Annotated in this window: 20 protein-coding genes and 1 pseudogene; 12 read left to right on the top strand and 9 right to left on the bottom strand. The window is 31.4% G+C overall.

The features are described from left to right. Positions 1 to 89: 89 nt before the first annotated feature. The 6 genes from ACJJVO_RS05570 to ACJJVO_RS05545 all read left to right on the top strand — a co-directional run bounded on the left by ACJJVO_RS05570 (position 90) and on the right by ACJJVO_RS05545 (position 5,433). Positions 90 to 668 (top strand): NUDIX domain-containing protein, encoded by a 579-nt coding sequence (locus ACJJVO_RS05570; protein ID WP_405571446.1) that lies wholly within the window; start codon positions 90 to 92, stop codon positions 666 to 668. Between the two features lie 25 nt (positions 669 to 693). Continuing rightward, complete coding sequence (locus tag ACJJVO_RS05565) at positions 694 to 942, top strand: hypothetical protein (protein WP_405571444.1); 249 nt, start codon at positions 694 to 696, stop codon at positions 940 to 942. Positions 943 to 981: 39 nt separating this feature from the next. After that, positions 982 to 2,217 (top strand): DUF6638 family protein, encoded by a 1,236-nt coding sequence (locus tag ACJJVO_RS05560; RefSeq protein ID WP_405571440.1) that lies wholly within the window; start codon positions 982 to 984, stop codon positions 2,215 to 2,217. A 40-nt stretch (positions 2,218 to 2,257) separates the two neighbouring features. Next, positions 2,258 to 2,785: a hypothetical protein gene (locus ACJJVO_RS05555; protein ID WP_405571434.1), complete on the top strand. Its 528-nt coding sequence runs from the start codon at positions 2,258 to 2,260 to the stop codon at positions 2,783 to 2,785. 116 nt (positions 2,786 to 2,901) lie between these two features. Further along, complete coding sequence (locus tag ACJJVO_RS05550; RefSeq protein ID WP_405571432.1) at positions 2,902 to 4,599, top strand: hypothetical protein; 1,698 nt, start codon at positions 2,902 to 2,904, stop codon at positions 4,597 to 4,599. 93 nt (positions 4,600 to 4,692) lie between these two features. Further along, positions 4,693 to 5,433 (top strand): hypothetical protein, encoded by a 741-nt coding sequence (locus ACJJVO_RS05545; RefSeq protein WP_405571430.1) that lies wholly within the window; start codon positions 4,693 to 4,695, stop codon positions 5,431 to 5,433. On the opposite strand, the gene ACJJVO_RS05540 is transcribed toward ACJJVO_RS05545, so the two are convergent. Both ACJJVO_RS05540 and ACJJVO_RS05535 read right to left on the bottom strand, forming a co-directional pair. After that, positions 5,434 to 5,898, bottom strand: a complete 465-nt coding sequence (locus tag ACJJVO_RS05540; protein WP_405571428.1) for a GNAT family N-acetyltransferase — start codon at positions 5,896 to 5,898, stop codon at positions 5,434 to 5,436. Next, complete coding sequence (locus tag ACJJVO_RS05535; protein ID WP_405571425.1) at positions 5,888 to 6,907, bottom strand: formimidoylglutamase; 1,020 nt, start codon at positions 6,905 to 6,907, stop codon at positions 5,888 to 5,890. Before ACJJVO_RS05535 ends, ACJJVO_RS05540 begins: the two co-directional genes overlap by 11 nt. 104 nt (positions 6,908 to 7,011) lie before the next feature. Here ACJJVO_RS05535 and ACJJVO_RS05530 point away from each other — a divergent pair, with 104 nt between their 5' ends. Next, positions 7,012 to 7,899 carry a chromosome partitioning protein ParA gene (locus tag ACJJVO_RS05530; protein ID WP_405571423.1) on the top strand — a complete coding sequence of 296 codons (888 nt, stop codon included), beginning with the start codon at positions 7,012 to 7,014 and terminating at the stop codon, positions 7,897 to 7,899. A gap of 97 nt (positions 7,900 to 7,996) precedes the next feature. Here the strand turns inward: ACJJVO_RS05530 and hutI are convergent, their stop codons facing one another. From hutI to fumC, 3 genes are all read right to left on the bottom strand, one after another. Continuing rightward, complete coding sequence (gene hutI, locus ACJJVO_RS05525) at positions 7,997 to 9,235, bottom strand: imidazolonepropionase (protein ID WP_405571421.1); 1,239 nt, start codon at positions 9,233 to 9,235, stop codon at positions 7,997 to 7,999. Positions 9,236 to 9,365: 130 nt separating this feature from the next. Next, positions 9,366 to 10,787, bottom strand: coding sequence for a T9SS type A sorting domain-containing protein (locus ACJJVO_RS05520; RefSeq protein WP_405571418.1), 1,422 nt, complete (start codon positions 10,785 to 10,787; stop codon positions 9,366 to 9,368). Positions 10,788 to 10,868: 81 nt separating this feature from the next. Beyond that, the gene (fumC, locus tag ACJJVO_RS05515; RefSeq protein ID WP_405571417.1) at positions 10,869 to 12,266 is read right to left on the bottom strand and encodes a class II fumarate hydratase; all 1,398 of its coding nucleotides are present in this window, start codon (positions 12,264 to 12,266) and stop codon (positions 10,869 to 10,871) included. Between the two features lie 459 nt (positions 12,267 to 12,725). On the opposite strand from fumC, the gene ACJJVO_RS05510 reads away from it, so the two are divergent. The 5 genes and pseudogenes from ACJJVO_RS05510 (at position 12,726) to ACJJVO_RS05490 (ending at position 18,142) form a co-directional block, all read left to right on the top strand. After that, positions 12,726 to 13,430 (top strand): esterase family protein, encoded by a 705-nt coding sequence (locus ACJJVO_RS05510; RefSeq protein ID WP_405571414.1) that lies wholly within the window; start codon positions 12,726 to 12,728, stop codon positions 13,428 to 13,430. 30 nt (positions 13,431 to 13,460) lie between these two features. Beyond that, positions 13,461 to 14,411 (top strand): annotated as a pseudogene (locus tag ACJJVO_RS05505) (RimK family alpha-L-glutamate ligase); the annotation flags it as partial. 590 nt (positions 14,412 to 15,001) lie between these two features. Then, positions 15,002 to 16,096: a carboxylate-amine ligase gene (locus ACJJVO_RS05500; protein WP_405571411.1), complete on the top strand. Its 1,095-nt coding sequence runs from the start codon at positions 15,002 to 15,004 to the stop codon at positions 16,094 to 16,096. An 18-nt stretch (positions 16,097 to 16,114) separates the two neighbouring features. Beyond that, a complete protein-coding gene (locus ACJJVO_RS05495) occupies positions 16,115 to 16,933 on the top strand; it encodes a type 1 glutamine amidotransferase (protein WP_405571408.1) in 819 nt (272 codons plus the stop codon). 6 nt (positions 16,934 to 16,939) lie between these two features. Further along, positions 16,940 to 18,142, top strand: coding sequence for a hypothetical protein (locus tag ACJJVO_RS05490; RefSeq protein WP_405571406.1), 1,203 nt, complete (start codon positions 16,940 to 16,942; stop codon positions 18,140 to 18,142). Between the two features lie 111 nt (positions 18,143 to 18,253). On the opposite strand, the gene ACJJVO_RS05485 is transcribed toward ACJJVO_RS05490, so the two are convergent. The 4 genes from ACJJVO_RS05485 to ACJJVO_RS05470 all read right to left on the bottom strand — a co-directional run bounded on the left by ACJJVO_RS05485 (position 18,254) and on the right by ACJJVO_RS05470 (position 22,557). Further along, positions 18,254 to 19,018 carry an RDD family protein gene (locus ACJJVO_RS05485; RefSeq protein WP_405571403.1) on the bottom strand — a complete coding sequence of 255 codons (765 nt, stop codon included), beginning with the start codon at positions 19,016 to 19,018 and terminating at the stop codon, positions 18,254 to 18,256. A 50-nt stretch (positions 19,019 to 19,068) separates the two neighbouring features. Further along, positions 19,069 to 20,268, bottom strand: coding sequence for an acetyl-CoA carboxylase biotin carboxylase subunit family protein (locus tag ACJJVO_RS05480; protein WP_405571401.1), 1,200 nt, complete (start codon positions 20,266 to 20,268; stop codon positions 19,069 to 19,071). Positions 20,269 to 20,368: 100 nt separating this feature from the next. Then, positions 20,369 to 21,781: a leucyl aminopeptidase family protein gene (locus tag ACJJVO_RS05475; RefSeq protein ID WP_405571399.1), complete on the bottom strand. Its 1,413-nt coding sequence runs from the start codon at positions 21,779 to 21,781 to the stop codon at positions 20,369 to 20,371. Positions 21,782 to 21,783: 2 nt separating this feature from the next. Next, a complete protein-coding gene (locus ACJJVO_RS05470) occupies positions 21,784 to 22,557 on the bottom strand; it encodes an alpha/beta hydrolase (RefSeq protein ID WP_405571397.1) in 774 nt (257 codons plus the stop codon). Between the last annotated feature and the right edge of the window lie 124 nt (positions 22,558 to 22,681).

Here is a 22,681-nt window from a genome sequence, read left to right as displayed (position 1 = left end):
GAAGGAGTGACTAGTAATTTCATAATTAAGAAGATTTAAAACTTAATTCAATTATATAATAATAAAGATTACTGCTTAGTGGCAATAAAATGAACAATCTAAAAAACATTAAAAAAACAACCCTCTCTAAAGAATGGGCAACATTAGATAGAATTGATTATGAATATCAATTTAAGAATGGTGATTGGAAATCTGTTTCTAGAGAATGTTATAATAGAGGCAATGGTGCAGTAATATTGTTGTACAATACAATAAAAGGCACTGTAATATTAACAAAACAATTCAGAATGCCAATTTATGAGAATACTAAAAGTGAGGCAATGTCCATTGAGGCTTGTGCTGGTGCTATTGATAATAATGATAACCCTTTAGAAACTATTATTAGAGAAACGGAAGAGGAAGTTGGTTATAAAATAAGTAATGCCAAACAAGTACTTACGGCTTACACATCACCAGGAGCATTGACAGAAAAAATGTATTTGTTTGTTGCAGAATATAGTGATGCCATGCAAATTAATGAAGGAGGAGGATTAGAAAGTGAAAACGAAGAAATTGAAGTTTTAGAATTGCCTTTTTCTAAAGCTATAGAAATGATAAAAACAGAAGAGATTATTGATGCCAAAACAATTATGTTGTTGCAATATGCTCAGATTAATAAATTGATATAATTACTTTTCAAAATATAAGTTGAAAATGGACTTAAAAGAAAAAACTACGAAACAGTTAAATAATGAATTAAAAGGCGTCAAAATGACTACTGGAGCATTAATTGGTATTTTGAGTGTACTATTTATTCTTTGTGTTTTTGGCTTATTCACAAAAGAAGATAATAGTGTTTTTAGAACTTTAATAATTGTTCCATTGGCTTTGAGTGCTATTATTCCGATGAATTTTTCTAATATGAAAAGGATTAAAAAGGAAATTCAATTGAGAGATAAATAGAAGAATAGTAATATAGATTACCGCTTTTGCGGCAACAAGATGAACAAACTAAAAGTAGCAAACCTTTACAGAAGTGAACTTATTCCTATTAGTGGGAAACTAGTAGAACGTTACAACAAATGCTTAAAAACACTTGGTTTTACTGAGACTAAACTCAAGTCATTTTATATAGATGGTATTGGGTGGAGTCCAGAAGTTGCCGAAGAGAAGAATAATACGCAATATTTAAATCATGGTGATGCTAATCCAAACGGCATTATCATATCACCTTTGCAAAAAGGAAAACCTGTGTATTTACCTTTTCATTCTTTTGATAAAGAAATGATGCAACATGTTTTTAGAACACATGGACAGAAAATTAATGATATAACTAGAGATTCTGCTATTTGTATAGATTTTGATCAAGATATAGACGTATTTTATGAGCCTTTAGACGTCTTAAAGTATGATAATATTAATATTACATTTAAGCTAATTGATAATCTAGAACAAATTCAAAAAGATCAATTAAAACTTGTAGATAAATTTAATACAGATAATAATTTTATAGATGAAGGGATTCATCAGCAATTACTAGATTCTGCTAAAACCTATGGTGATTTGCGCGATAGAGATTTAAGTTTACATCCCTTACATTTTTCTACAGCTTCGTTTTACACTAGAGCTTTTGGAGGTGTGTATTTATTAAGAGATTTTATAAAACCTATTATTGTTTTTGAAGATTTAGAGGCTTACAAAGAAGCAATTAAAGATACCATACACGATATCTTAATTTACCATATCGCTCAGCCAGAATTGGTTGATAAGTTAAAAGACCACATTATCATTGAGTGCGATTTAGAGCAAGTTGTAAAAACATCAAACTACGAGCGTATAAAAAAATATGAATTAGCACAATTTTTAAAAGAGACAACACATCCTATAAAAGATATTCTTAATGATAATGTTTTATTTAAAAGTTATTTGAATAAAATAGATATCAAAGCCAGAAAACAAGTAATGGGTGTTGAGTTATATCTAGAAAAGTTAGAACGCAGCAATGCATACAAAATAGAAGATATAGTAGATCAGTCGTTTTATTTTGCTTTACATCAGCCACATTCGTCATTGTCTTCTCTGCATCGCGATTTAATTCATAAATTGCTCATTAATATATCACCAATGGATGTTTTATTCTTGTATTGGTACGATAAAGAGCAGTTTTATAAAAGTTATGAAACTTGGGATGACTCATTTAAAGATTGGGTAATTGAAAGAATCCGTAACAATATTTAATATAATTAGACTAATTTTATAAGAAACCAAAACATAGATTATGATGTCACTCGAAATAATAGTTTTTATTGCTTCAATACTTTTTGGAATTGTACTGTATTGGCGAGAATCTAAAAGCAATAAAGTATACCGTTTTTTCAATAAAATATTCTACTCAAAAGAACTACAGATGTCTGATAGCAGTACAAAAGGGTTTTTATATCAACAATCTTTTTTAATGCGTTTGGTTTATATTGGTGTGCTTTTTTTAGTTGGCATTGTTGTCGTTAGATTTATAATTCCTATAGATTTAGCAACCTTGTCTTTGTTTGCTTCTAGTATTTTTGGTACCTTATTAGGAACGTATTTAGCAAATTTTGTATTTAAATCATCAGAAGTTATTGATGAAAAAAGTGATTCACTTATTGATGCTGTTAAAGACACCGTTGAAAAAGGAAAGGATTTTATTCAAGATTTAGAATCAAAAGACACTAAGATTGAAACTGAAGTAAAACAAGATATTAAATCTAAGCCTGAAGTTGAAAAAACAAGTGCACGTGACCGATTGAAAGATAAGGGTCTAATGTAAGACGAAGTCTTATCTAGAATTCGTTTCAAGATCTTTCTAATTGAAATTATAAGTAAAAGAAATAGATTGCTATAGCTAACAAATAAAGTCAGCTTCGCAATGACAAAATATTAAAAATGATTAAAAATTATTGGAACAAAGGAGGAAAGCAAAAAGGAATCACAATTTTTGTGATATTGCTGTTATTAGTGTTATTGTTCTTTTTTAGAGACGATTATCAACCTGTTTTATTGTTTATAAGAAAGTACATTTTCATCATTTTAGTGAGTGTTATATTATTGTTTTTTGGATTACGAAAATTCAGAAAATCAGCAAATGTTGGCAGTCGCTTAGGAATTTTAGCCTTGCTCATTGTCTTTTTTGGATTGTTATATCTTGTAGGTTGGCATTATAAAATGTATGATTACATGAAAACTTATAATGTTTTTAACAGTTTAAATAAAGTTGAAATTAATGAACTACCATTAACCCAAAACGAACGTATTCAGCCTTTACGTAACGTTTTTTCAATGGCAAATGAGAGTGTAGGAGAAACCAAAGATGTATCCTTACCGCATTTAGTAAGAGTAGATGGCCAGAATAAATGGACCATGGCCATTCAACCAAGTGAAAAGTATGTAATGCAACAGATAAACGATAATACAGAAGAAGTATTCGCGGTAAGTAGTACAACACCTTTTCCTCGATTTTCTAATGAAAACCGTATTTCAGTAACCTTTTCTATAGGTGAATCTTTAAAATTTAGTAGAAACACATACAATGCCGTGGTACAACGTTTTAACCCTTGGATGTTATTTAATTATGAACCAAGTGATACATTCTACATGAAAAATGATGCTGGTAAATGGGTAGAAGTGGTAAGTTTAATTAAATGGAAAGGTTTCTTTTTTCCTTATCCATCTTTTGGAGGTGTTATGATTATTGATAGTGGAGAACACGATATGAATGATTATATAGAACGTATTACCATTGGTAAAGGCACTTTTGTGAGTCCAGATGAAATTAAAAATTATCCGTTTTTAATGAAGCAAAATACCTTATCCGAAAAAGTATCTCAACTTGAAGCGGAATCATTAAAATTTTTAGGTGGATTTAGTGATCCATTACCTTGGAACATGGAAACAGCTGTTAAAATACCAATGATGCCTAAAGACCAAAATCAACAACCTTATGTTACCGATTTTGATTTTTCAGGTTCAAATTCTAATGCCTATAGTGGTTTGTACCATTGGTTTGGTTTAGAACCAGTAGGTAATGAGCGTACAAGTTTAAGTTATAGTGTCTTTGTACCAGCTGATGGAACGGATAAATTGTATTACTACGATCATGCTACAAAAAAGCAAGGTTATGCAGGTGTTTCTGCTATGCCTTTAAAAGTAAAAGAATCTCGAAAAGAATACGATTGGAATGCGAGCACTCCTGTTGAATTTAGACCGTATATAAAAAATATTGCTGGTAGAAAACGTATGTTCTTCTTGGGCACAATATCGTCTATTAGTTCTACGGATGCACAACAATTTGATGGCTCTGCAACACCAGATCTAGTATTAATTGATAGCGAGTATAGAGACGTGATTTGGATAGATGTAAAGCATCCAAGTTCTTGGGATGAAGAAGTGTATAATCAATTAAACGAAGCTTGGAGATCTAGTGAAGGTATTGGTTATTACTTCAAAGAGCAACCAAAAGACGAAGATATTTTAGAACGTGAAATGGATTCTTTAATGACGATTCCTAAAGTAGAAGATAATACAGAGGTAATTGACAAATTGCAACGTCAAATTGATTCTTTGAAGGCTGTTAATGGTCTATAATTATTTGACTTTTTTATAATTTTATATGACCTGTTAGTTTTTTAACCTAGCAGGTTTTTGTTATCATAACAATCCGGATATTTATAAACCTTATTGAAACAAAAAATAAAACATAATAGATTTAGTTTTTACGAGAAACAACGCTTAACGGAAGAAAAGTTAAAGTTGAATTTTGAATCTGTTCATTGTGAAGACATTGGATTATATATTATTGGTAAATATCCAAGATTACAGTTTGGTAATTTTAATTTTTCTGAAGGCTTGGATTGGAGAAATAATGCTGAAGCGACTATAAGATTAACTATTCTAAATTTAATTAACAACGGTGTTATTGAAGTGGTTAAGGTTTTAGATTCTAAGACTTATTTTTTTAAATTATTTAAAAGTTATCATACTAATTATTACTTCAAAATTATTGATTTACAAGTTGATAAGGATTGGTTTTCTGTTATGGTTAATAAAACTATAAATGAAGTAAATCAAACTGATTATCCTGATTTGTACAACTATATTAATGAAATAATCGGAAAAATATTAAATTATCAAAGCCACTTTAATAATCCTTCAAGAACATTTCTGATTGAAATTTTAAGGACTTATACTAAGAAGTTTAAATGGATTGAATTAATTAAAACTAAGAAGTTATTGGGATTAATTGATGATTTTAATTTAAAAGTTGAAGACATTTATATTCCGAGAATAAGTATGCAACATCAATCTCTAACAGATATTGACAATAATTTATTTCGATTAAATAAGGATTATAAAGATTTTTATAAAGCCTTAAATAATGAAATTTCTTATTGTTTTAGAAAAAGAAAGAATGATGATTAATTATAGCTCTAATAACATCTTAATATCAGAACGTAAATAAGGTGAATCTTTTTCTAGTTCTAATTCTACAAATCCATATTTACGATATAAGTAAATGGCATTTTCTAATTTTCTGCTAGAGTAGAGTAGTAGTCCATTAAGTTCTTTAGATTTACCAAAATCAATACAGTATTGTAATAATTGTTGTCCAATTTTTTGACCGCGTTCTTCAGGTAACACAGCCATTTTAGTTAATTCTAAAATTCCAGGTTTCTTAGTAGGCATTAATGCAGCAGTACCAACAACTTTATCATTTTTTAATACAAAGAAAATAAAACCGCCTTTACTAATAATGTATTTATCTGGCTGGCTTAAAACCTCTTCATCATAGCTCTCAACATAAAAAAAAGTATTTAACCATTCAATATTAAGCTTATAGAAGTCTTGAGCGTATTTTTCGTTAAAATCAATAATTTTAATTGTCATTTGCTCTAATAAAATCAGTAATCAAATACGTGATTAATTTGCCAACTTTAGTCACCGTTTTTTTAGTTGGTGCAGCTTCGCAAATATGCAAATAAGAAGCATTTTCATGAGACCCAAAATAATTAACAAACTGTCTCGCCTTTTTTACACTAAATCCGCTAGGAGTCATAGCGCTACTTGGTATGTTTTTAATAGCATCACAATCTATTTCAATTCCAAATTTTTTAGAAGCAACATGATCTAGTGCAATTTTTATTTCAGATTTAAAATCGAGTTCATTTCTAACTTCAATAGCTTCGTAGGTATTGTACTTAAGATTTTTAACCTTTTTAAGTGTATTAAATAGTTTATTAGAAGTATAATTTTCATGTAAACCAAAAATGAAATAATTTTTCAGAAAACCTTCGGCAAAAGCATAACTGAATCCGTTGCCACTATGTCTGCCTTCTTCGGCTCTAAAATCAGAATGTGCATCAAAATTAACGACATTTACTCTTTCGTTATTAGCTAAAGCACAACCTTTTATGTTTCCGTAAGCATTATTGTGTCCTCCACCAATTATAATAGGTGTTTTACCTGCTTTTACAATAGAGGAAACTATGTTGGTAACATCTTTATCAATAGTTTCTACAAATTTTCTAACTTTAGAAAGCTCTTTTTTCTTAGAAGTATCTAATGCCAATAAGGTTTCGCGTTGTTCAGTATACTCTAAATGGCCAAGTATTAAAACACGTTTAGCGCTTGTAAAATTGTTACTTTGTATATTTAATAAAACTTTTAAGGTCGCTTCCCAAGCTTTATAAGTGCCTGGTTGTCCCAGATTTGCGATGACTCCAATATCTTCTTTTATCCCAAAAACTACATAGTCAACATCTAAATTAACAATATCATCGTATATGTTATTGAGGTTAGGTATTAACTGAATATGTTCTCCAAATTTTGTTTCACCTTTGCGTTTCGTTAATAGATGTTGTTTGTCTTTTTCTGTAAATAAAATAAGATGTTGCATGTGGAAAAAAATAATTATAATAATTAGAATAAAAGTACAGTTTTATTTAATTACTTTGATCTCAAATTAACAATTAAAAAACAATAGTTAAAATCAAATAATTTATGGAAAGTTCACAAAAATCGAATACAGGATTTAAAGTAGGCTTAGTTATATTAGCCGTTTTATTTTTAGGTACAGCATTTTACACATCAAAACTTTATAGTGAAAAGCAAGAGAATGAAAAATTATTAGTTAGTGAGAAGCAACAAGTAATGAATGATCTTAGCAATATGGCGAAAGATTATGATGAAGCTATTGCAGAAAGTGAAGTAAAAAATCTTGAAATAATTGCAGCAAGAGAACGTATTCAAGGCTTAATGGATTCTTTAAAAGTATCTCAAAACAGTGTAGGTAGTTTATGGAGATACAAAAAGAAGTATTTAGCTTTACAAGAAGAAATGGATGTTTTATTAACTGAAAATGATCGTTTAAAAGTTGAAAATCAATATTTAGCAACGTCTTTAGATAGTACAAATGTACAATTAGCAGAGCGTACCATGTTTACAGATTCTCTTTTAGTACAAAACTCAGAATTAGCTGGTGTTGTAAGAGATGCAGCAGCATTACAAACTGTTGGTTTGGTAGGAATGGGTGTTATTGAAAGAAGAAGTGGAAAACAAATTCCAACAGAACGTGCAACTAGAAGCGATAAGCTTAAAATTTGTTTTACAGTAGCTAAAAACGCACTTACTGAAGCTGGAGATAAAGAATTATATGTACAAGTAATTGATCCAAAAAACAATGTGTTAGGTTCTAACGACCAAGTAGAATTTGAAGGAGAAGTTTTAAACTACAGTTTAATAAGTCGTTTCAACTACGAAAATAGAAATTTAAATATTTGCGAATACATCAATGAATTGGAAGATTCTAAGTTTGAAAAAGGACGTTATAAAGTCAATGTATTTAATGACAAATCATTGATTTCTTCTTCAGAATTTACAATGAAATAGTATTTACTGAAATCATTAATATAAAAAAATCTAGAAGTTTACTTCTGGATTTTTTTATGCTATAAATTTATATGATTTCTAATTTTAATCTGAAGTACTAGTCTAAAATTTGACCATTAATAATTACTTGTTCTACCGGATTGTGAGCAAAAGCATATGGTATTTCACTATAATGATTCATAGGTTTTGTAATAATAAGATTTGCTTTTTTTCCTCTGGTTATACTTCCATACATGTTACTTATTCCCATGGCATAGGCACCATTAACAGTGGCTGCATTTATGGCTTCTTCAGGCGTCATTTTTAGTTTTACACAAGCAGCACTTACTACAAAATTCATATTTCCACTAGGAGAAGAACCAGGATTGTAATCCGTTGCTATAGCTAACGGTAAACCAGCGTCTATAAGTTTTCTGGCTGGAGTATAAGGAATGCTTAAAAAATAAGAGCAACCAGGTAATGCCACAGGTATGGTGTCCGTTCCTTTTAAAGCTTCTACATCTGCATCATTTAATTCTTCTATATGATCTACAGATAGTGCATTATATTTTACACCTAGTCCAATACCACCTATAATATTAAATTGGTTAACATGAATTTTTGGTCGTAAATTATACGCTTGTCCAGCTTTTAAAATGGCTTCGGTATCTTTTATATCAAAGTAGCCTTCTTCACAAAAAACATCCACGTAATTGGTAATATGTAATTCGGCTGCTTTAGGAATTAATTCTTCTGTGATATATTTAATATAATCTTGTTTTTTTGATTTGAATTCTGTAGGAATAGCATGAGCAGCTAACAATGTCGGAATTATTTTAGCTAAACTTTCTTGTTTCATGCGCTTTATAACTTGAAGCATTTTTAATTCGGCTTCAACCGTTAAACCATAGCCTGTTTTAATTTCTATAGCTCCTGTACCCATTTTAATGAGTTCGTTTAATCGCTTTATGGATTGCTCAAATAACTCATCTTCTGAAGTTTCTTGAAGCTTCTTAGCAGAATTTAAAATACCACCACCTTTATTGGCTATGTCTTCATAAGATAAGCCGTTAATTCTATCTACAAACTCAGAAGTTCTATCACCTGCATAAACCACATGCGTATGAGAATCACACCACGAAGGCAGTACAATTTTACCTTCGGCATTAATTATAGTTTCTGCATTAAAACCTTCGCAATCTTTCATATCACCATATTCTATTATGGTATCATTTTCTATATACAAATAGGCGTTTTCTATAATAGGTAATTCTTTCATGTCACTACCTTTTAAAATAGTAGTGTTAGATTCATGTACTTGTAGAAGTTGTTTGATATTAGTTATTAGTAGAGACATATTAGTTAGAGTTTTTGTAAAGATTGTAATTTTTATGAACAAAAAAAAACGCTAGTAGAAAAATTACTAGCGTTTAAGATATTTTTAGTGTCTGTCTATTTCCGACTAAACACAATTTAGTATTTTCTTTTTATTCTTTTACGAATTTTGAAGATATGTTGTTATTAATTCTAATGGTATAAATGCCGTTACTTAATTGTGAAACGTTTAGTGTTTCACCTACATTAATTGTTTGTTCTAAGACTTGCTTCCCTATAATATCAAATACTGATACTTCGATATTTTCATTGATATTTTCAAAGTGTAAAACATCTTTTGTTGGGTTTGGATAAATTGTAATAGTTGGCAGGTCTGAATCATTAATACTCAATACGTTTAGTCTATTTTCAATCCAATCTACAGTATCTGATTGGTTACCAACAACAGCAATATCGATATCAGAATCACCATCAAAATCTGCCACAGCAACATCTAGCATTTGATTATTGTTATCAATTATTAATTGATTTGTTGTGCTTGGTGAAGCATTCGCAGCTCCTTTAAACCATATAATAGCATCATCTGCATTGCCATAATCTGTTACTATAACATCATTTAATCCATCTTCGTCTATATCGGCTATAATCATAGCAGAAGGATTAGATATGATAGTTGAGTTAGAGATAATTGTTCCTGTAGATGTTCCGTTTACTGCTTTATTAAACCATTCAACATCACCGTAATAATCCAATTTTACGGCATCCATATTTCCGTCGTTATTAACGTCTGCAAATGCTACGGCAAATAAATAAGCATTGCCAGTATCAACAGATTCTGTGTCTTTAATCCAAGAAACTGTAGAACTAGGATCAGGATCTGTTCCGTCATATTGATTATAATAAATTTCTATATTACCAGCAAAAAAACCTACTAAAACATCTAAATCACCATCAGCATCAAAGTCAGCAATGTCTACATAGTAAGGGAAATCTGTAGAACCATTTTCCACATCAGATTCTGCTGTAAAATTACCAGAACCATCACCAGAATACCATTGTGTTCTATTGTTATTATAAGAAGGAGCAACTAGGTCTATATGTCCATCATTATTTATGTCTCCAGCAACTACTTGTCCTGGACCACCAATGGCACTATCTACAGAAACTTCAGTATAACTATAAGCGCCATCCATACTGGTGGCACTGAGATAATAAACTAATTTATTTTGGTTAACCGAAGTGGCTATTATATCTATTGCGCCATCTTCATTAATGTCGGCTAAAGTTAATCCATCTACCCATTGAATGGTTGATGAAACAGTAATTTCAGTTGGGAAATTACCGCTTCCGTCATTTAAATAACATTTAATATAATCTTGGTTTGGAGTACCTCCATTGTAATCATAGGTAGCCATTACAATATCCATATATCCATCACCATTAATATCGCCAGTTTCAATCTCGTATGGCTCATCTCCAGTGTCAGGATCAACATTAGTTAAAACCCAGTCTTGAGCGTAATTTAAATTGCAACTAACAGCAAAAATTAAAAATAATAGTAGTTTTTGTTTCATAATCGTTATAGTTTAGAGATGCTAATATACTAAAAAATCGATGAAATATGCATTTCATCGATTTTTCTACTCGTTTTGACGTTATTTAAGAGTTCCGACCATATTTTCAGGTTTTACCCATTCGTCATAATCTTCAGCAGAAACATAGCCTAAATTAACAGCTTCTTCTTTTAAAGTAGTGCCGTTTTTATGTGCTGTATTTGCAATTTCAGCCGCTTTATAATAACCTATTTTAGTGTTTAAAGCTGTTACTAACATTAACGAGTTGTTTAATAACTCCTTAATGACTTGGTGGTTTGGTTCAATACCACTTACACAGTGTTCTTCAAAGCTGACACAAGCATCACCAATTAATTGAGCCGATTGTAAAATGTTTGCAGCCATCATTGGTTTAAAAACGTTAAGCTCATAATGGCCTTGTGTTCCTCCAACAGAAATAGCAACATCGTTACCCATTACTTGCGCACAAACCATGGTTAATGCTTCACATTGTGTTGGGTTTACTTTTCCTGGCATAATTGAACTTCCTGGCTCATTTGCTGGTATGATGATTTCTCCAATACCTGAACGAGGACCAGATGCCATCATTCTAATATCATTTGCAATTTTATTTAAAGAAACAGCTAATTGTTTTAATGCACCATGCGTTTCTACAATAGCATCATGTGCTGCTAAAGCTTCAAATTTGTTTTCAGCCGTAATAAATGGTAAATCTGTAAAATCGGCAATGTATTTAGCAACTAAAACATCATAACCTTCTGGTGTGTTCATTCCTGTCCCAACAGCTGTTCCTCCTAAAGCCAATTCACTTAAATGATGAAGTGTATGCTGTAAAGCTTTTAATCCGTGATCTAATTGAGAAACATATCCAGAAAATTCTTGACCTAATGTTAAAGGTGTAGCATCCATTAAATGCGTTCTACCAATTTTTACAACCGTTTTAAATTCTATTGATTTTTTGTGTAATGTGTTACGCAATTGAATAATTCCAGGTATAGTTGTTTCTGCTACTTTTTTGTACGCAGCAATATGCATACCAGTTGGAAACGTATCATTAGAAGATTGTGATTTGTTTACATCATCATTAGGTTGAATGGTTTTTTCACCTTCACCAATGACTTTACCAGCAATTTGATGCGCTCTATTGGCAACAACTTCATTAATATTCATGTTACTTTGTGTACCAGAACCCGTTTGCCAAATCACTAATGGAAATTGATCGTTATGTTGTCCTTCTAAAATTTCATCACAAACTTTTGCTATTAAATCGCGTTTTTCTTTAGATAACACCTCTAAGTCACAATTGGCATAAGCAGCTGCTTTCTTAAGATATGCAAATCCATATACAATTTCTAATGGCATTGAAGCCGTTGGACCAATTTTAAAATTATTTCGAGAGCGTTCTGTTTGCGCTCCCCAAAGTTTTTCGGCAGGTACTTTTACCTCACCCATTGTGTCTTTTTCTATTCTGTAATTCATGAGTACTGTATTTAATGTTATACAAATTTAACGGTTTTGTAAGGTTTTATTGATATTATATCTGGTTTTATTTGAACAGCTAATATTTAAAATAGTTGATAAGTTTTTAGTCGTTATTTTCAAAATTATTTTAAAATATAGTTTTATGGATTTAGCAATTTTCAACAGTGTTTAATGACTAATTAATAAAAAAGTATAAAAACAATTATGGCAGATGAATTATATTCATTTTAAATTACGATATTTAAAAAGTACTTAGGTTGTTTATTTGATTAATGCTTTAGTTTTCAACGATTAGGCATTTAATTATTAGTACAAATAGTGTATTTTTGGCGACTTAAAATTTTAATTAACTAACTAAAAATTAAACCTTTGAAATAAGCTATGCGAAAAGTTATTATAGTTAGACAATAATAACTAAAGCCTTTTCATTGACTTTTTAAATAACAGATAAAACACATGAAAGAAGAACACTTTAAATGGTATTCACCAACTTTAAGTAAAGATATAGAGATGCTGGTTTTTGGGCACACTGGTTATCCTGTAGTTCTGTTTCCTACAACAATGGGAAAACATAATGAATGTAGAGATATGAAACTTGTAGAATCTGTAAGATGGTTTGTTGAGCAAGGTTTGGTTCAAATATATTGCCCAGATAGTATTAACGAATTAAGTTGGTATAATAAAAATATTCATCCTGCAGATCGTGCCAAAAATCATGCTTGGTACGACGAGTTTATTATGAATGAAGTGGTCAATAAAATATGTGATGAAAAAAGCATGCAAAAGGTCGCTGTTGCTGGTCCAAGTTTTGGTGGTTATCATGCCGCTAATTTTGCGTTTAAACATCCAGAACGTGTAAGTCATATGTTCAGTATGAGTGGAGCATTTGATATCAAATCTTTTGTAGACGGTCATTATGATGATAATGTGTTTTTTAACAATCCTGTAGACTTTTTGCCAGGAGCTAATCACCCTGATCTATGGAATATGAAAATAGTTCTTGGAGTAGGCGAGTGGGATATTTGTTTAGATGCCAACAAAAAATTAGCTGGTATATTAACTGAAAAAAACATACCTTTCTGGTACGATGAACATAAATGGGCAGAGCACGATTGGCCATTATGGAATAGAATGTTTCCACATTATTTATCAAAGCTATAAACTAACTATACTAATTAATCCATTTTAAACATGAGAAAAATAGGCATTTTATTCGGTCAAGAAAATACGTTCCCTTGGGCATTTATTGATCGCGTTAACGAAAAAATAAAAGAACAAGGTATTAAAGATATGGTTGCAGAAGCGGTATCAATAGATACTGTTGAGCAAGCAAAATCTGATGAGTATGCTGTAATTATAGACAGAATCTCTCAAGACGTTCCATTTTATAGAGCATATTTAAAAAATGCAGCTATTACTGGTACAGCTGTAATAAATAACCCATTTTGGTGGAGTGCAGACGAAAAGTTTTTTAACAATGCGTTAGCAGAATCAATTGGTGTACCAGTACCTAAAACCTTTATTTTGCCATCTTCTCATCGTCCAGCAGATACTGACGAAAACTCATTTAGAAACATGAAATTTCCTTTTGATTGGGAAAAAATGTTTGATACAATTGGTTTTCCTGCTTATATGAAACCACATGACGGTGGAGGTTGGAAAAGTGTTTATCGCGTAGAAAGTCCAGAAGATTTATGGGCAAAACATGGTGAGACAGAGAATCTTGTGATGATGTTACAAGAAGAGATTAACTTCACTGAATACTTTAGATGTTACGCTTTAGGGACTGATAAAATTCATATTATGCAATATGAACCTAGAAATCCTCATCATTTACGTTATGTTATTGATGGACCTCCAGTGGATAAGAAATTATTAGATTTAGTTGAAGAATACTGTATTAAGTTAAACAAAGCTTTGGGTTACGATTTTAATACTGTTGAATTTGCAGTGAGAGATGGTATTCCTTATGCTATTGATTTTTGTAATCCTGCTCCAGATGCTGATATTAATTCTGTAGGACAAGAAAATTTTGATTGGATTGTTGAGAATGCAGCAGATATGGCAATTGCCAAAGCAAAGAAATACAAAAAAGGACAAATGAACCTTACTTGGGGAAGTTTTGTAAGAGACCAAATAGAAACTCCAAAAGTTCCTGCAAAGAAAGCAACTAAAAAGAAAGTAGCTGTAAAAAAAGCTCCAGTTAAAGAAACCAAAGTTATTGCTTCTGCTAAAAAAGTACCAGTAAAAAAGACTGTAGCAAAGAAAAAGGCAGTAAAAAAACCAGTCGTTAAAAAGGCTTCTAAAAAGAAAGTGGAAGTTAAAGCAGACGATTTAAAGAAAGTTGAAGGTATTGGACCAAAAATTGAAGCTACTTTAGTAAAAGCAGGTATTGCAACTTTTACAAAATTATCTAAAACTAAATCAGAAGATATTGCTAAAATAATAGCGGAAGTTCGTGGAAATCATGTGACTGATACTTGGCCAAAGCAAGCTAAATTGGCAGCTTCAGGTAAGTGGGATGAGCTAAAAAAGTGGCAAGATGAATTAAATGGAGGTAAAGCCTAATTGTTTAATTATTCAGATTAAAATAAAACTACTTTAGTTCATGTTTATTTTATGAACTAAAGTAGTATATAGTCGAATTCTAACTATTTCGACTTGGTTCAGAATATCATATTTTATATTTTTTCGTTAAAAAGTTTTAAACTAACCATAACTCATATGTTAATATGAAATTTACGCTAGGTATTGAAGAAGAGTATCAAATTATAGATCCTGTTACTCGAGAATTAATTTCTCACGATCAACAAATTGTTTCAGAAGCTGCTAAAGTTTTAAACGATCAAGTTAAAGCAGAGATGCATCAGGCTGTAGTAGAAGTTGGTACAAACATTTGTGAAGATATTACAGATGCAAGAGCACAAATTTCACATTTAAGAAAATCAATATCTGATATTTCTAATGGTCTTGGGTTTAAGATAGGAGCAGCTGGTACGCATCCATTTTCAAAATGGGAACATCAGCTCATTACACCAAACCCACGTTACGATGAGATTATAACAGAGTTACAAGATACAGCACGATCTAATTTAATTTTTGGATTGCACGTACACGTTGGTATGGAAGATAAAGAAATGGCAATTCATTTGGTAAATGCTATGCGTTATTTTTTACCACATTTGTATGCTTTATCTACAAATTCACCGTTTTGGGAAGGGAGAAATACAGGTTTTAAATCGTTTAGATCTAAAGTTTTTGATAAATTTCCTAGAACAGGAATTCCTGGTGTTTTTGAAAACTATGCGCATTACGAGCACTACGTTAAGCTTTTAGTAAAAACCAATTGTATTGACAATCCTAAGAAAATTTGGTGGGATATTAGAGTGCATCCATTTTTTCCAACTTTAGAAGTTAGAATTTGCGATGTACCGTTAACGGTTAATGAAACTATTTGTATTACAGCAATTATACAAGCCTTAGTCGCTAAATTGTATGATTTAAGAACGCATAATCTTAATTTTATGAATTATCATCGTGCATTAATAAATGAAAACAAATGGAGAGCAAGCCGTTATGGTTTAGAAGGAAAAATGATAGATTTTGGTAAAGAAACCGAAGTTGATACAAAACTTTTAATGCTAGAGTTGTTAGATTTTATAGATGATGTTGTGGATGATTTAGGCTCGAGAAAAGAAATTGAGTACATCCATGAGATGATTAATAATGGAACAGGAGCAGACCGTCAGTTAGAAATATTTAAACAAACAAATGACCTTACTAAGGTCGTTGACTATATTACAGAACAAACTATTTTAGGATTATAAAAACACCTACTTATTAAAATGAAAACGAGTAAATTAAAATTAGCAATTTTAGATATGAATAATGACGAACCCAACCAAGGGTTGCGTTGCATTAAAGAAATTGTTAGTACGTTTAATGATGATATTGATTTCCAAATCTTCAATGTTAGAGCTAAACTAGAAATTCCAGATACATCCTTTGATATTTACATTTCAAGTGGTGGGCCAGGAAGTCCATTAGATGATGGAGCATGGAGAGCACCTTATTTACAATTAATGCAATCGCTTTGGGATTTTAATAAAGCATCTCAACACCAAAAAAAATCAGTATTCTTTATTTGTTATTCTTTTCAAGTGATTTGCGATTATTTTCAATTGGGAGAATTAAAACCAAGACGCAGTACGTCTTTTGGTATTTTAAAGGTTCATAAAACTAAAAAAGGTCATAACGATCTCATTTTTGAAGGTTTAAATGATCCTTTTTATGCTGTAGATTCAAGAGATTGGCAACTTATTCAACCTAAATTAACTGTGTTTAAAAAGCAAGGAGCTGCAATTTTAAGTTTAGAAAAAATTAGAACTCATGTGGAGTTAGAACGTGCTATAATGGCTGTGCGTTTTTCTGATGAGTTTGTAGGTACGCAATTTCATCCCGAAGCAGAACCAGTAAGCATGGAAGCCTATTTTGGTTTAGAAGAAAATAAAAAGAAAGTTGTTGATAGTTTTGGAATAGAAAAATATAATCAAATGATGGATCGCATTGATGATCCAGAAAAGATTGAGCTTACTTACAATACCATTTTGCCCAAGTTTATAAAAAATGCAATTGTAAAAAATAAAGAACCTTTAATGTCATAAATTACAATGATAAAGACCATAAGAGACGCCTATAATAGCAATTTTTCTGAAGAGAAGTATAATATCTTTTTGAAAGATATTGATTCGTCTTTTAATTATAAGGTGAAATTTAAAATTGCAGAAACACCTGTGTTTTTGCCGAAAGCGTTAAAAAATAAACTCATTGAAGCTTGCAATGATATAATGTCGGTTATCAATAAGCCCAATTTTAAACAATTAACAGATGGCGCTTTTTTTGATAAAAATACAATTGTGCCAAATGAAGACGACCATTCAAAATTTATTCAACTAGATTTTGGGATTTGTAAAGATGAAAACGGCAGTTTAACACCCAAGCTAATTGAACTTCAAGGGTTTCCTTCGTTATATTATTTTCAAGAATTGTTAGGACGAAAATATCGCGAACATTTTGGAATTGTTATTCCAGATGGTTTTTCTCAGCATTTAAATGGAATGACTTCAGATGATTATTTAAATGCTTTGCAACAAGAAATAGTAGGAAATACTAATCCTAAAAATGTTATATTATTAGAGATTGAACCAGAATTACAAGCCACAGCTATAGATTTTTATGCAACAGTAGCAAAACTGGGTATAAAAGTACTTTGTATTACTGATTTAAAGAAAAGAGGCAAAACACTCTATTATTTAGATGAAAACCAAAATGAAATTGAAGTTCTAAAAATATACAACCGTATTATTTTTGATGAATTACATCAGCGTACAGATTTGAAGACAGAATTTAGTTTTCAAGATGAAATTGATGCCGAATGGATTGGTCACCCAAACTGGTTCTACAGAATTAGTAAATACACTATGCCTTTGTTAAAAGGGGATTATGTTCCTAAATCTTATTATTTAGATCAACTAGAAAGTATTCCTGAGGATTTAGAGAACTACGTTCTTAAACCTTTGTATTCATTTGCAGGAGCAGGAGTTGAGATTCATGTCACTAAAGACATGATTGATAAGATTATAAACAAAGCCAACTATTTATTGCAAGAAAAAGTAGCTTATGCACCAGTTATTGAAACGATGGATGAGCCAGCGAAATGTGAAATTAGAATGATGCTACTTCATAATTCTAAAACCAACAAAACCGAAATTGTAAGTAATTTGATGCGATTAAGTAAAGGTGAAATGGTAGGAGTGAAGTACAACAAGGATAAAACGTGGGTAGGAGGTAGCACTGGTTTTTTTGAGGAATAGTATTTCTCGTTACCATTGTTAATATTTTATAGCAACACGTTATTGTTTTATTGAAATGCTAATGATTAAGAATATTATCAGTGGTAAAGTTCCAATTCCAATAAGAATTAACTATTCTTTAGAAAGGTTTATTAATTGCCATTCATCATTTGGTTGCTTGGTTAAGTAAGCGCCAACACTGACATCATTATCTTTTCCTAGAACTTTAATTTCTAATTGAGCCTCTCCATAACCATTTCTAATATTTATACTGCCAGTTGGCATCATGCCGTAACCTGTTATGCCTCCTGTTTCATCTAAAATCTTTTTATTTTGTTCTATGTTTTCAACAGCTATTTTGTAAGCATCTGAATTTTTCATTGCAGAACCTGTGAACAGAACCATAAAAATTATAAAAACGATACCAATACCAATTAAAGCAATAACTCGAGGTGTCTTACTTGGTTTGTTAGGATTTTTCACTACAATTGTCTTAACGACTTTATCTCCAAGTCGTTTTTTCTCATTACTTGCTGCTAGTACAATAAACTCAATAGGCCAAATGATAAGAAACAAATTCCGAAATAACAGTTTTCCAAATGAAGGTACATGTTCAGGATTGGCCTCATCTCTAACCATTATTCCCATAATCCATTTACCAATACTGATGCCTTTTATTGCATCTTTCCCAAAATAGACTAAAAAACCAGGAAGCAAAACAACGAGCATAGTTGCTGTGATAGTAGCAAAATCTGGTTCATTTAAAAAATCTGATCCAAGCGCCAAAAATGCAATTGAAATGATTAGAAAACTCATCGCAAAATGATCGATCATAAACGCTGCGATTCTTCTTTTTCTACTTGCTAATGGAAATTGGTTTTTCGTTTCTGTGTTCATTCTATAGTTACCTATTATTTCTGCCTAATTAAAAACGGTTGATATAAAAATTACTCAGACTTATCAGGCGCAGGCAAACTCGCATGAAACTCTTTACCAATAAGTTCTGTATACTGATCTAACAATTCTAAAACGCGTTCACTAGAATCGGAAACTACAATTAATCCAATGTGCCAAGCTTTATGCATTTTCCAAACGATTTCTTCATCAGTGAAGCTAGACGTATCAGGATGCTCAAAGCGGCTTAAAGACACCACAATGCCTGCATATTTATTATTGATTTTTGGTAGTTTATATTTCTCTTTTCTAAGATTTGATCCTTCAATTCTAGCCCATTCTCCCCAAAGGTTAACGCCAGATGCTGCTTCTACCATTTCGGCCAAATTAGCTCCACCAACACGAGAGGAAGTTTCTAAAAAGAATAATTCTCCAGTAGCTTTAGATTGTATAAACTCTGTGTGAGACGCTCCAAACTGCATTCCGAAAGCCTTCATGACGTCAGCATTCATTTTTTGTAACCCTTTTTCAATTTTAGAACCAATCTTAGAACTTGCAGATCTAAATATGCCTCCTCCATGAGCCACTTCAAAGGGTGTATCTAAATATTTACTTACTCTAGCAAAAACAACTTTTCCATCTACATTTAAACCATCTACATGATAAACATCTCCTGGAGCAAATTTCTCAACGAGGTAATTATCACGTTCATCACCAAGTTCATTAACAACATGCCATAACTCATCTTTAGAATGAATTTTTTTAATGCCAGTAGCAGAGGCTTCCATTCTTGGTTTTATTAACCATGGTGGACTTACGCGATCTGCATAGTCGTTAATTGTATCGTTATTAAATAAATCGGTAAATTCTGGTACGTTAACACCTTCTTCTAGAGCTTTCATTCGCATAGCGAGTTTATCTCTAAAGTAATGAGCAGTGGTTCTTCCCATACCTGGCATTCTAAAATGCTCTCGGAGTAGTGCTACTTTTTCAACATCAAAATCATCTAAGGCTACAAAACGATCAAATTTAATAGTTCTAAACTTGTAGGCAATACCTTTAGCAACGTCGCTTTGATTCCATTCTTCAATATAAAAAACATCATCGATTGATTCCCATGGCCAAGGCTCTTTGTCTAATTTCTTTTTAGTTAATAAATAGACATTGTTTCCTTCAGCTTTTACACTTTTTAGAAAATCTTCACCTTTAAAATAAGTAGATACACAAAGGAAATTTAACGGTTGTTTGGACATGTTTTCTTAGTTAGAATCAATGTAGCTTCATTTGTTTTAATAAAGCCACAGTTTGATTGGTTGATAATTTTAATGAACAAACAATTTACAAAACTGAGAATTATTTTGAAGCTTTTTTCTTAATAAATTCAGTAATTAATTGAATCCCATAACCTGAGGCACTTTTCATCTTTGCATAAGGAGAAGCTCCAAAAGAGACTCCTGCAATATCTAAATGCATCCAGTTTTTGTGATCTTCGGTAAAAAATTCTAAAAATTGAGCAGCATTAGAAGCACCAGTTAAAGGTGTGCCACTAAAGTTTCTTATATCTGCTATATCGCTATGTAAAACACTTTTGTATTCTTCAAACATTGGTAATTGCCAAACGCGTTCGTGCACTTTATAACCAATATCAGACATTGTGCTAGCCATTTCTGTGTTGTGTGTAAACATTCCTGCAGCTTCATAGCCTAAAGTTCTAACAACACTTCCTGTTAAGGTGGCTAAATCTATAAGATATTCTGGTTTTATGTTTTTAACAGCATAACTCAATCCGTCTGCTAATACTAGTCTGCCTTCTGCATCTGTATCAATAATTTCAATGGTTTTACCAGAGTAGGAGTTAATAACATCTCCTGGTCGGTAACTTTCTGCATCAACGGCATTTTCTGCGGAACATACTATACCAACAATGTTTATGTTAAGTTTTAATTTAGCAACCAATTCTACAACACCTAATACCACAGCAGCTCCTCCCATATCACTTTTCATGTAGTGCAAATTAGTTGAAGGTTTGATTGATAATCCACCAGAATCGAAGGTAATACCTTTGCCAACTAAAGCGATATCTACGTTTTTATTTGTTTTTGGTGTGTACTCTGTAATAATAACTACAGGTTTATTTACGCTACCTTTTCCAACAGATAATACGGCATCGAAACCTTGTTTTTTAAGCTCTTTATGTTTTAAAACAGTACACTTATAATCGTTGTTTTTAGCCGATTTTGAAGCCCATTTCCCTAAAAATTGAGGTGTTTTAATATTTGGTGGCGCATCAACTAAAGCTTTTATTTTATTGATGGTTTCTCCTGTAGATTGTCCTTCTTCTAAACTGTTTTTAATAGCTTTAGAGGATGATACAGATATTGTAATTTTGTTTGGCTTCTCTTTTTTAGATTTAAATTCTCCAATTTCATACTGTGCCATTTCTAATCCAATGACCGCTTTTTTAGTTTCATCTTCAGTTAAATCTTCAGCATACACTTGAATGGATTTATCCCAATGCTTCTGAGTTTCAAAGGCCAATTTGTGAAATGTACTTTCAAGTTGAGCACTGTTTTTATCTTCACCTAAACCAATGAGGTATATTCTATTACCTGCTTTACCATAAAGTAATTGATAAGTAGAAAAACTACCATCAAAATCTGGTTTCTCTATTGGTGAAAATTCTTTGATAGTATCTAATTGATCTTTTCTACAAGGTAGAATAAAGTCTTTTGAGGTGTCTAATGTTTTTACGTGTTTGTAAGTCATAACTATGAATTAAAATAGAGCCATTTTACGGCTTTTGGAAATTCTTCTCGCCAATGCGCTTCAGAATGATTGCCATGTTCATTAATAGAAAAATTGAAATCAATATTATAACCATTGATCATTTTTTCTTGAATAATGTTTCCTAATCTATGTGCATTTGGTAAATGCTCTGCACTTTCTTGTCCACCAGAGTATAAATAGATCTTTGATTTTTCTAATGGTTGAAATGTTTTGGTACTTTTAAAAATCTTATTTGAAATCCATAAGCTTGGTGAAAAAATCATCATTTTTCCAAATACACCAGGATTTTTTAAACCAGCATGAAGACTAATTAATCCTCCCATTGAACTACCACCAATTCCTGTATTTTCAAAATCAGTTAGTGTTCTGTAATGACTGTTGATATATGGAATCAGTTTTTCAATCATAAACTGAATGTAAAAATTACCTTTTCCTTCTCCAAATCTTGGATGAAAATAGGGCAGGTATTCGCTGATGCGTTCTTCATTTCCATGATCTACAGCAATAATTATAACGTCTCCAAAACCTTCTTGTGTTAGTTGTGCCATTGATTTATCAATAGCCCAATCTCCAAAAGGTGCTGCAGGATTAAATAGATTTTGACCATCTTGTAAATAAAGTACAGGGTAGCGTTTATCAGTTACATAGTAATTGTGTGGTAATAATGCAGAGATTTTACGCGTAGCATTAAGATGTGGTATTTCGTAGGCTTCTTCTAGAACTTCTATAATAGGTTCGAACTCCGTCACTGTCATAAATTTTAATTTAGGTATAGAACTTTACTCAATATATTTTATCTCTTTTTGGGTTAAAATCAAAAACTCAAGAAAAGTTCAAAAGCGAATGTACTATTTTATGATATTATTTGCCCTAAAAATT

Source organism: Winogradskyella sp. Asnod2-B02-A (assembly GCF_045063645.1).
In the GTDB taxonomy this organism is placed as follows: domain Bacteria; phylum Bacteroidota; class Bacteroidia; order Flavobacteriales; family Flavobacteriaceae; genus Winogradskyella.
The sequence above is the reverse complement of the archived record's forward strand: the minus strand, read 5'-3'. Positions and strand labels throughout refer to the sequence as shown.

What these genes read in the sequence shown, in the direction of transcription:
- ACJJVO_RS05570 (WP_405571446.1), top strand. Translation starts at nt 90, where the DNA reads ATGAACAATCTAAAAAACATTAAAAAAACAACCCTCTCTAAAGAATGG.
- ACJJVO_RS05565 (WP_405571444.1), top strand. Translation starts at nt 694, where the DNA reads ATGGACTTAAAAGAAAAAACTACGAAACAGTTAAATAATGAATTAAAA.
- ACJJVO_RS05560 (WP_405571440.1), top strand. Translation starts at nt 982, where the DNA reads ATGAACAAACTAAAAGTAGCAAACCTTTACAGAAGTGAACTTATTCCT.
- ACJJVO_RS05555 (WP_405571434.1), top strand. Translation starts at nt 2,258, where the DNA reads ATGATGTCACTCGAAATAATAGTTTTTATTGCTTCAATACTTTTTGGA.
- ACJJVO_RS05550 (WP_405571432.1), top strand. Translation starts at nt 2,902, where the DNA reads ATGATTAAAAATTATTGGAACAAAGGAGGAAAGCAAAAAGGAATCACA.
- ACJJVO_RS05540 (WP_405571428.1), bottom strand. Translation starts at nt 5,898, where the DNA reads ATGACAATTAAAATTATTGATTTTAACGAAAAATACGCTCAAGACTTC.
- ACJJVO_RS05535 (WP_405571425.1), bottom strand. Translation starts at nt 6,907, where the DNA reads ATGCAACATCTTATTTTATTTACAGAAAAAGACAAACAACATCTATTA.
- ACJJVO_RS05530 (WP_405571423.1), top strand. Translation starts at nt 7,012, where the DNA reads ATGGAAAGTTCACAAAAATCGAATACAGGATTTAAAGTAGGCTTAGTT.
- hutI (WP_405571421.1), bottom strand. Translation starts at nt 9,235, where the DNA reads ATGTCTCTACTAATAACTAATATCAAACAACTTCTACAAGTACATGAA.
- ACJJVO_RS05520 (WP_405571418.1), bottom strand. Translation starts at nt 10,787, where the DNA reads ATGAAACAAAAACTACTATTATTTTTAATTTTTGCTGTTAGTTGCAAT.
- fumC (WP_405571417.1), bottom strand. Translation starts at nt 12,266, where the DNA reads ATGAATTACAGAATAGAAAAAGACACAATGGGTGAGGTAAAAGTACCT.
- ACJJVO_RS05510 (WP_405571414.1), top strand. Translation starts at nt 12,726, where the DNA reads ATGAAAGAAGAACACTTTAAATGGTATTCACCAACTTTAAGTAAAGAT.
- ACJJVO_RS05500 (WP_405571411.1), top strand. Translation starts at nt 15,002, where the DNA reads ATGAAATTTACGCTAGGTATTGAAGAAGAGTATCAAATTATAGATCCT.
- ACJJVO_RS05495 (WP_405571408.1), top strand. Translation starts at nt 16,115, where the DNA reads ATGAAAACGAGTAAATTAAAATTAGCAATTTTAGATATGAATAATGAC.
- ACJJVO_RS05490 (WP_405571406.1), top strand. Translation starts at nt 16,940, where the DNA reads ATGATAAAGACCATAAGAGACGCCTATAATAGCAATTTTTCTGAAGAG.
- ACJJVO_RS05485 (WP_405571403.1), bottom strand. Translation starts at nt 19,018, where the DNA reads ATGAACACAGAAACGAAAAACCAATTTCCATTAGCAAGTAGAAAAAGA.
- ACJJVO_RS05480 (WP_405571401.1), bottom strand. Translation starts at nt 20,268, where the DNA reads ATGTCCAAACAACCGTTAAATTTCCTTTGTGTATCTACTTATTTTAAA.
- ACJJVO_RS05475 (WP_405571399.1), bottom strand. Translation starts at nt 21,781, where the DNA reads ATGACTTACAAACACGTAAAAACATTAGACACCTCAAAAGACTTTATT.
- ACJJVO_RS05470 (WP_405571397.1), bottom strand. Translation starts at nt 22,557, where the DNA reads ATGACAGTGACGGAGTTCGAACCTATTATAGAAGTTCTAGAAGAAGCC.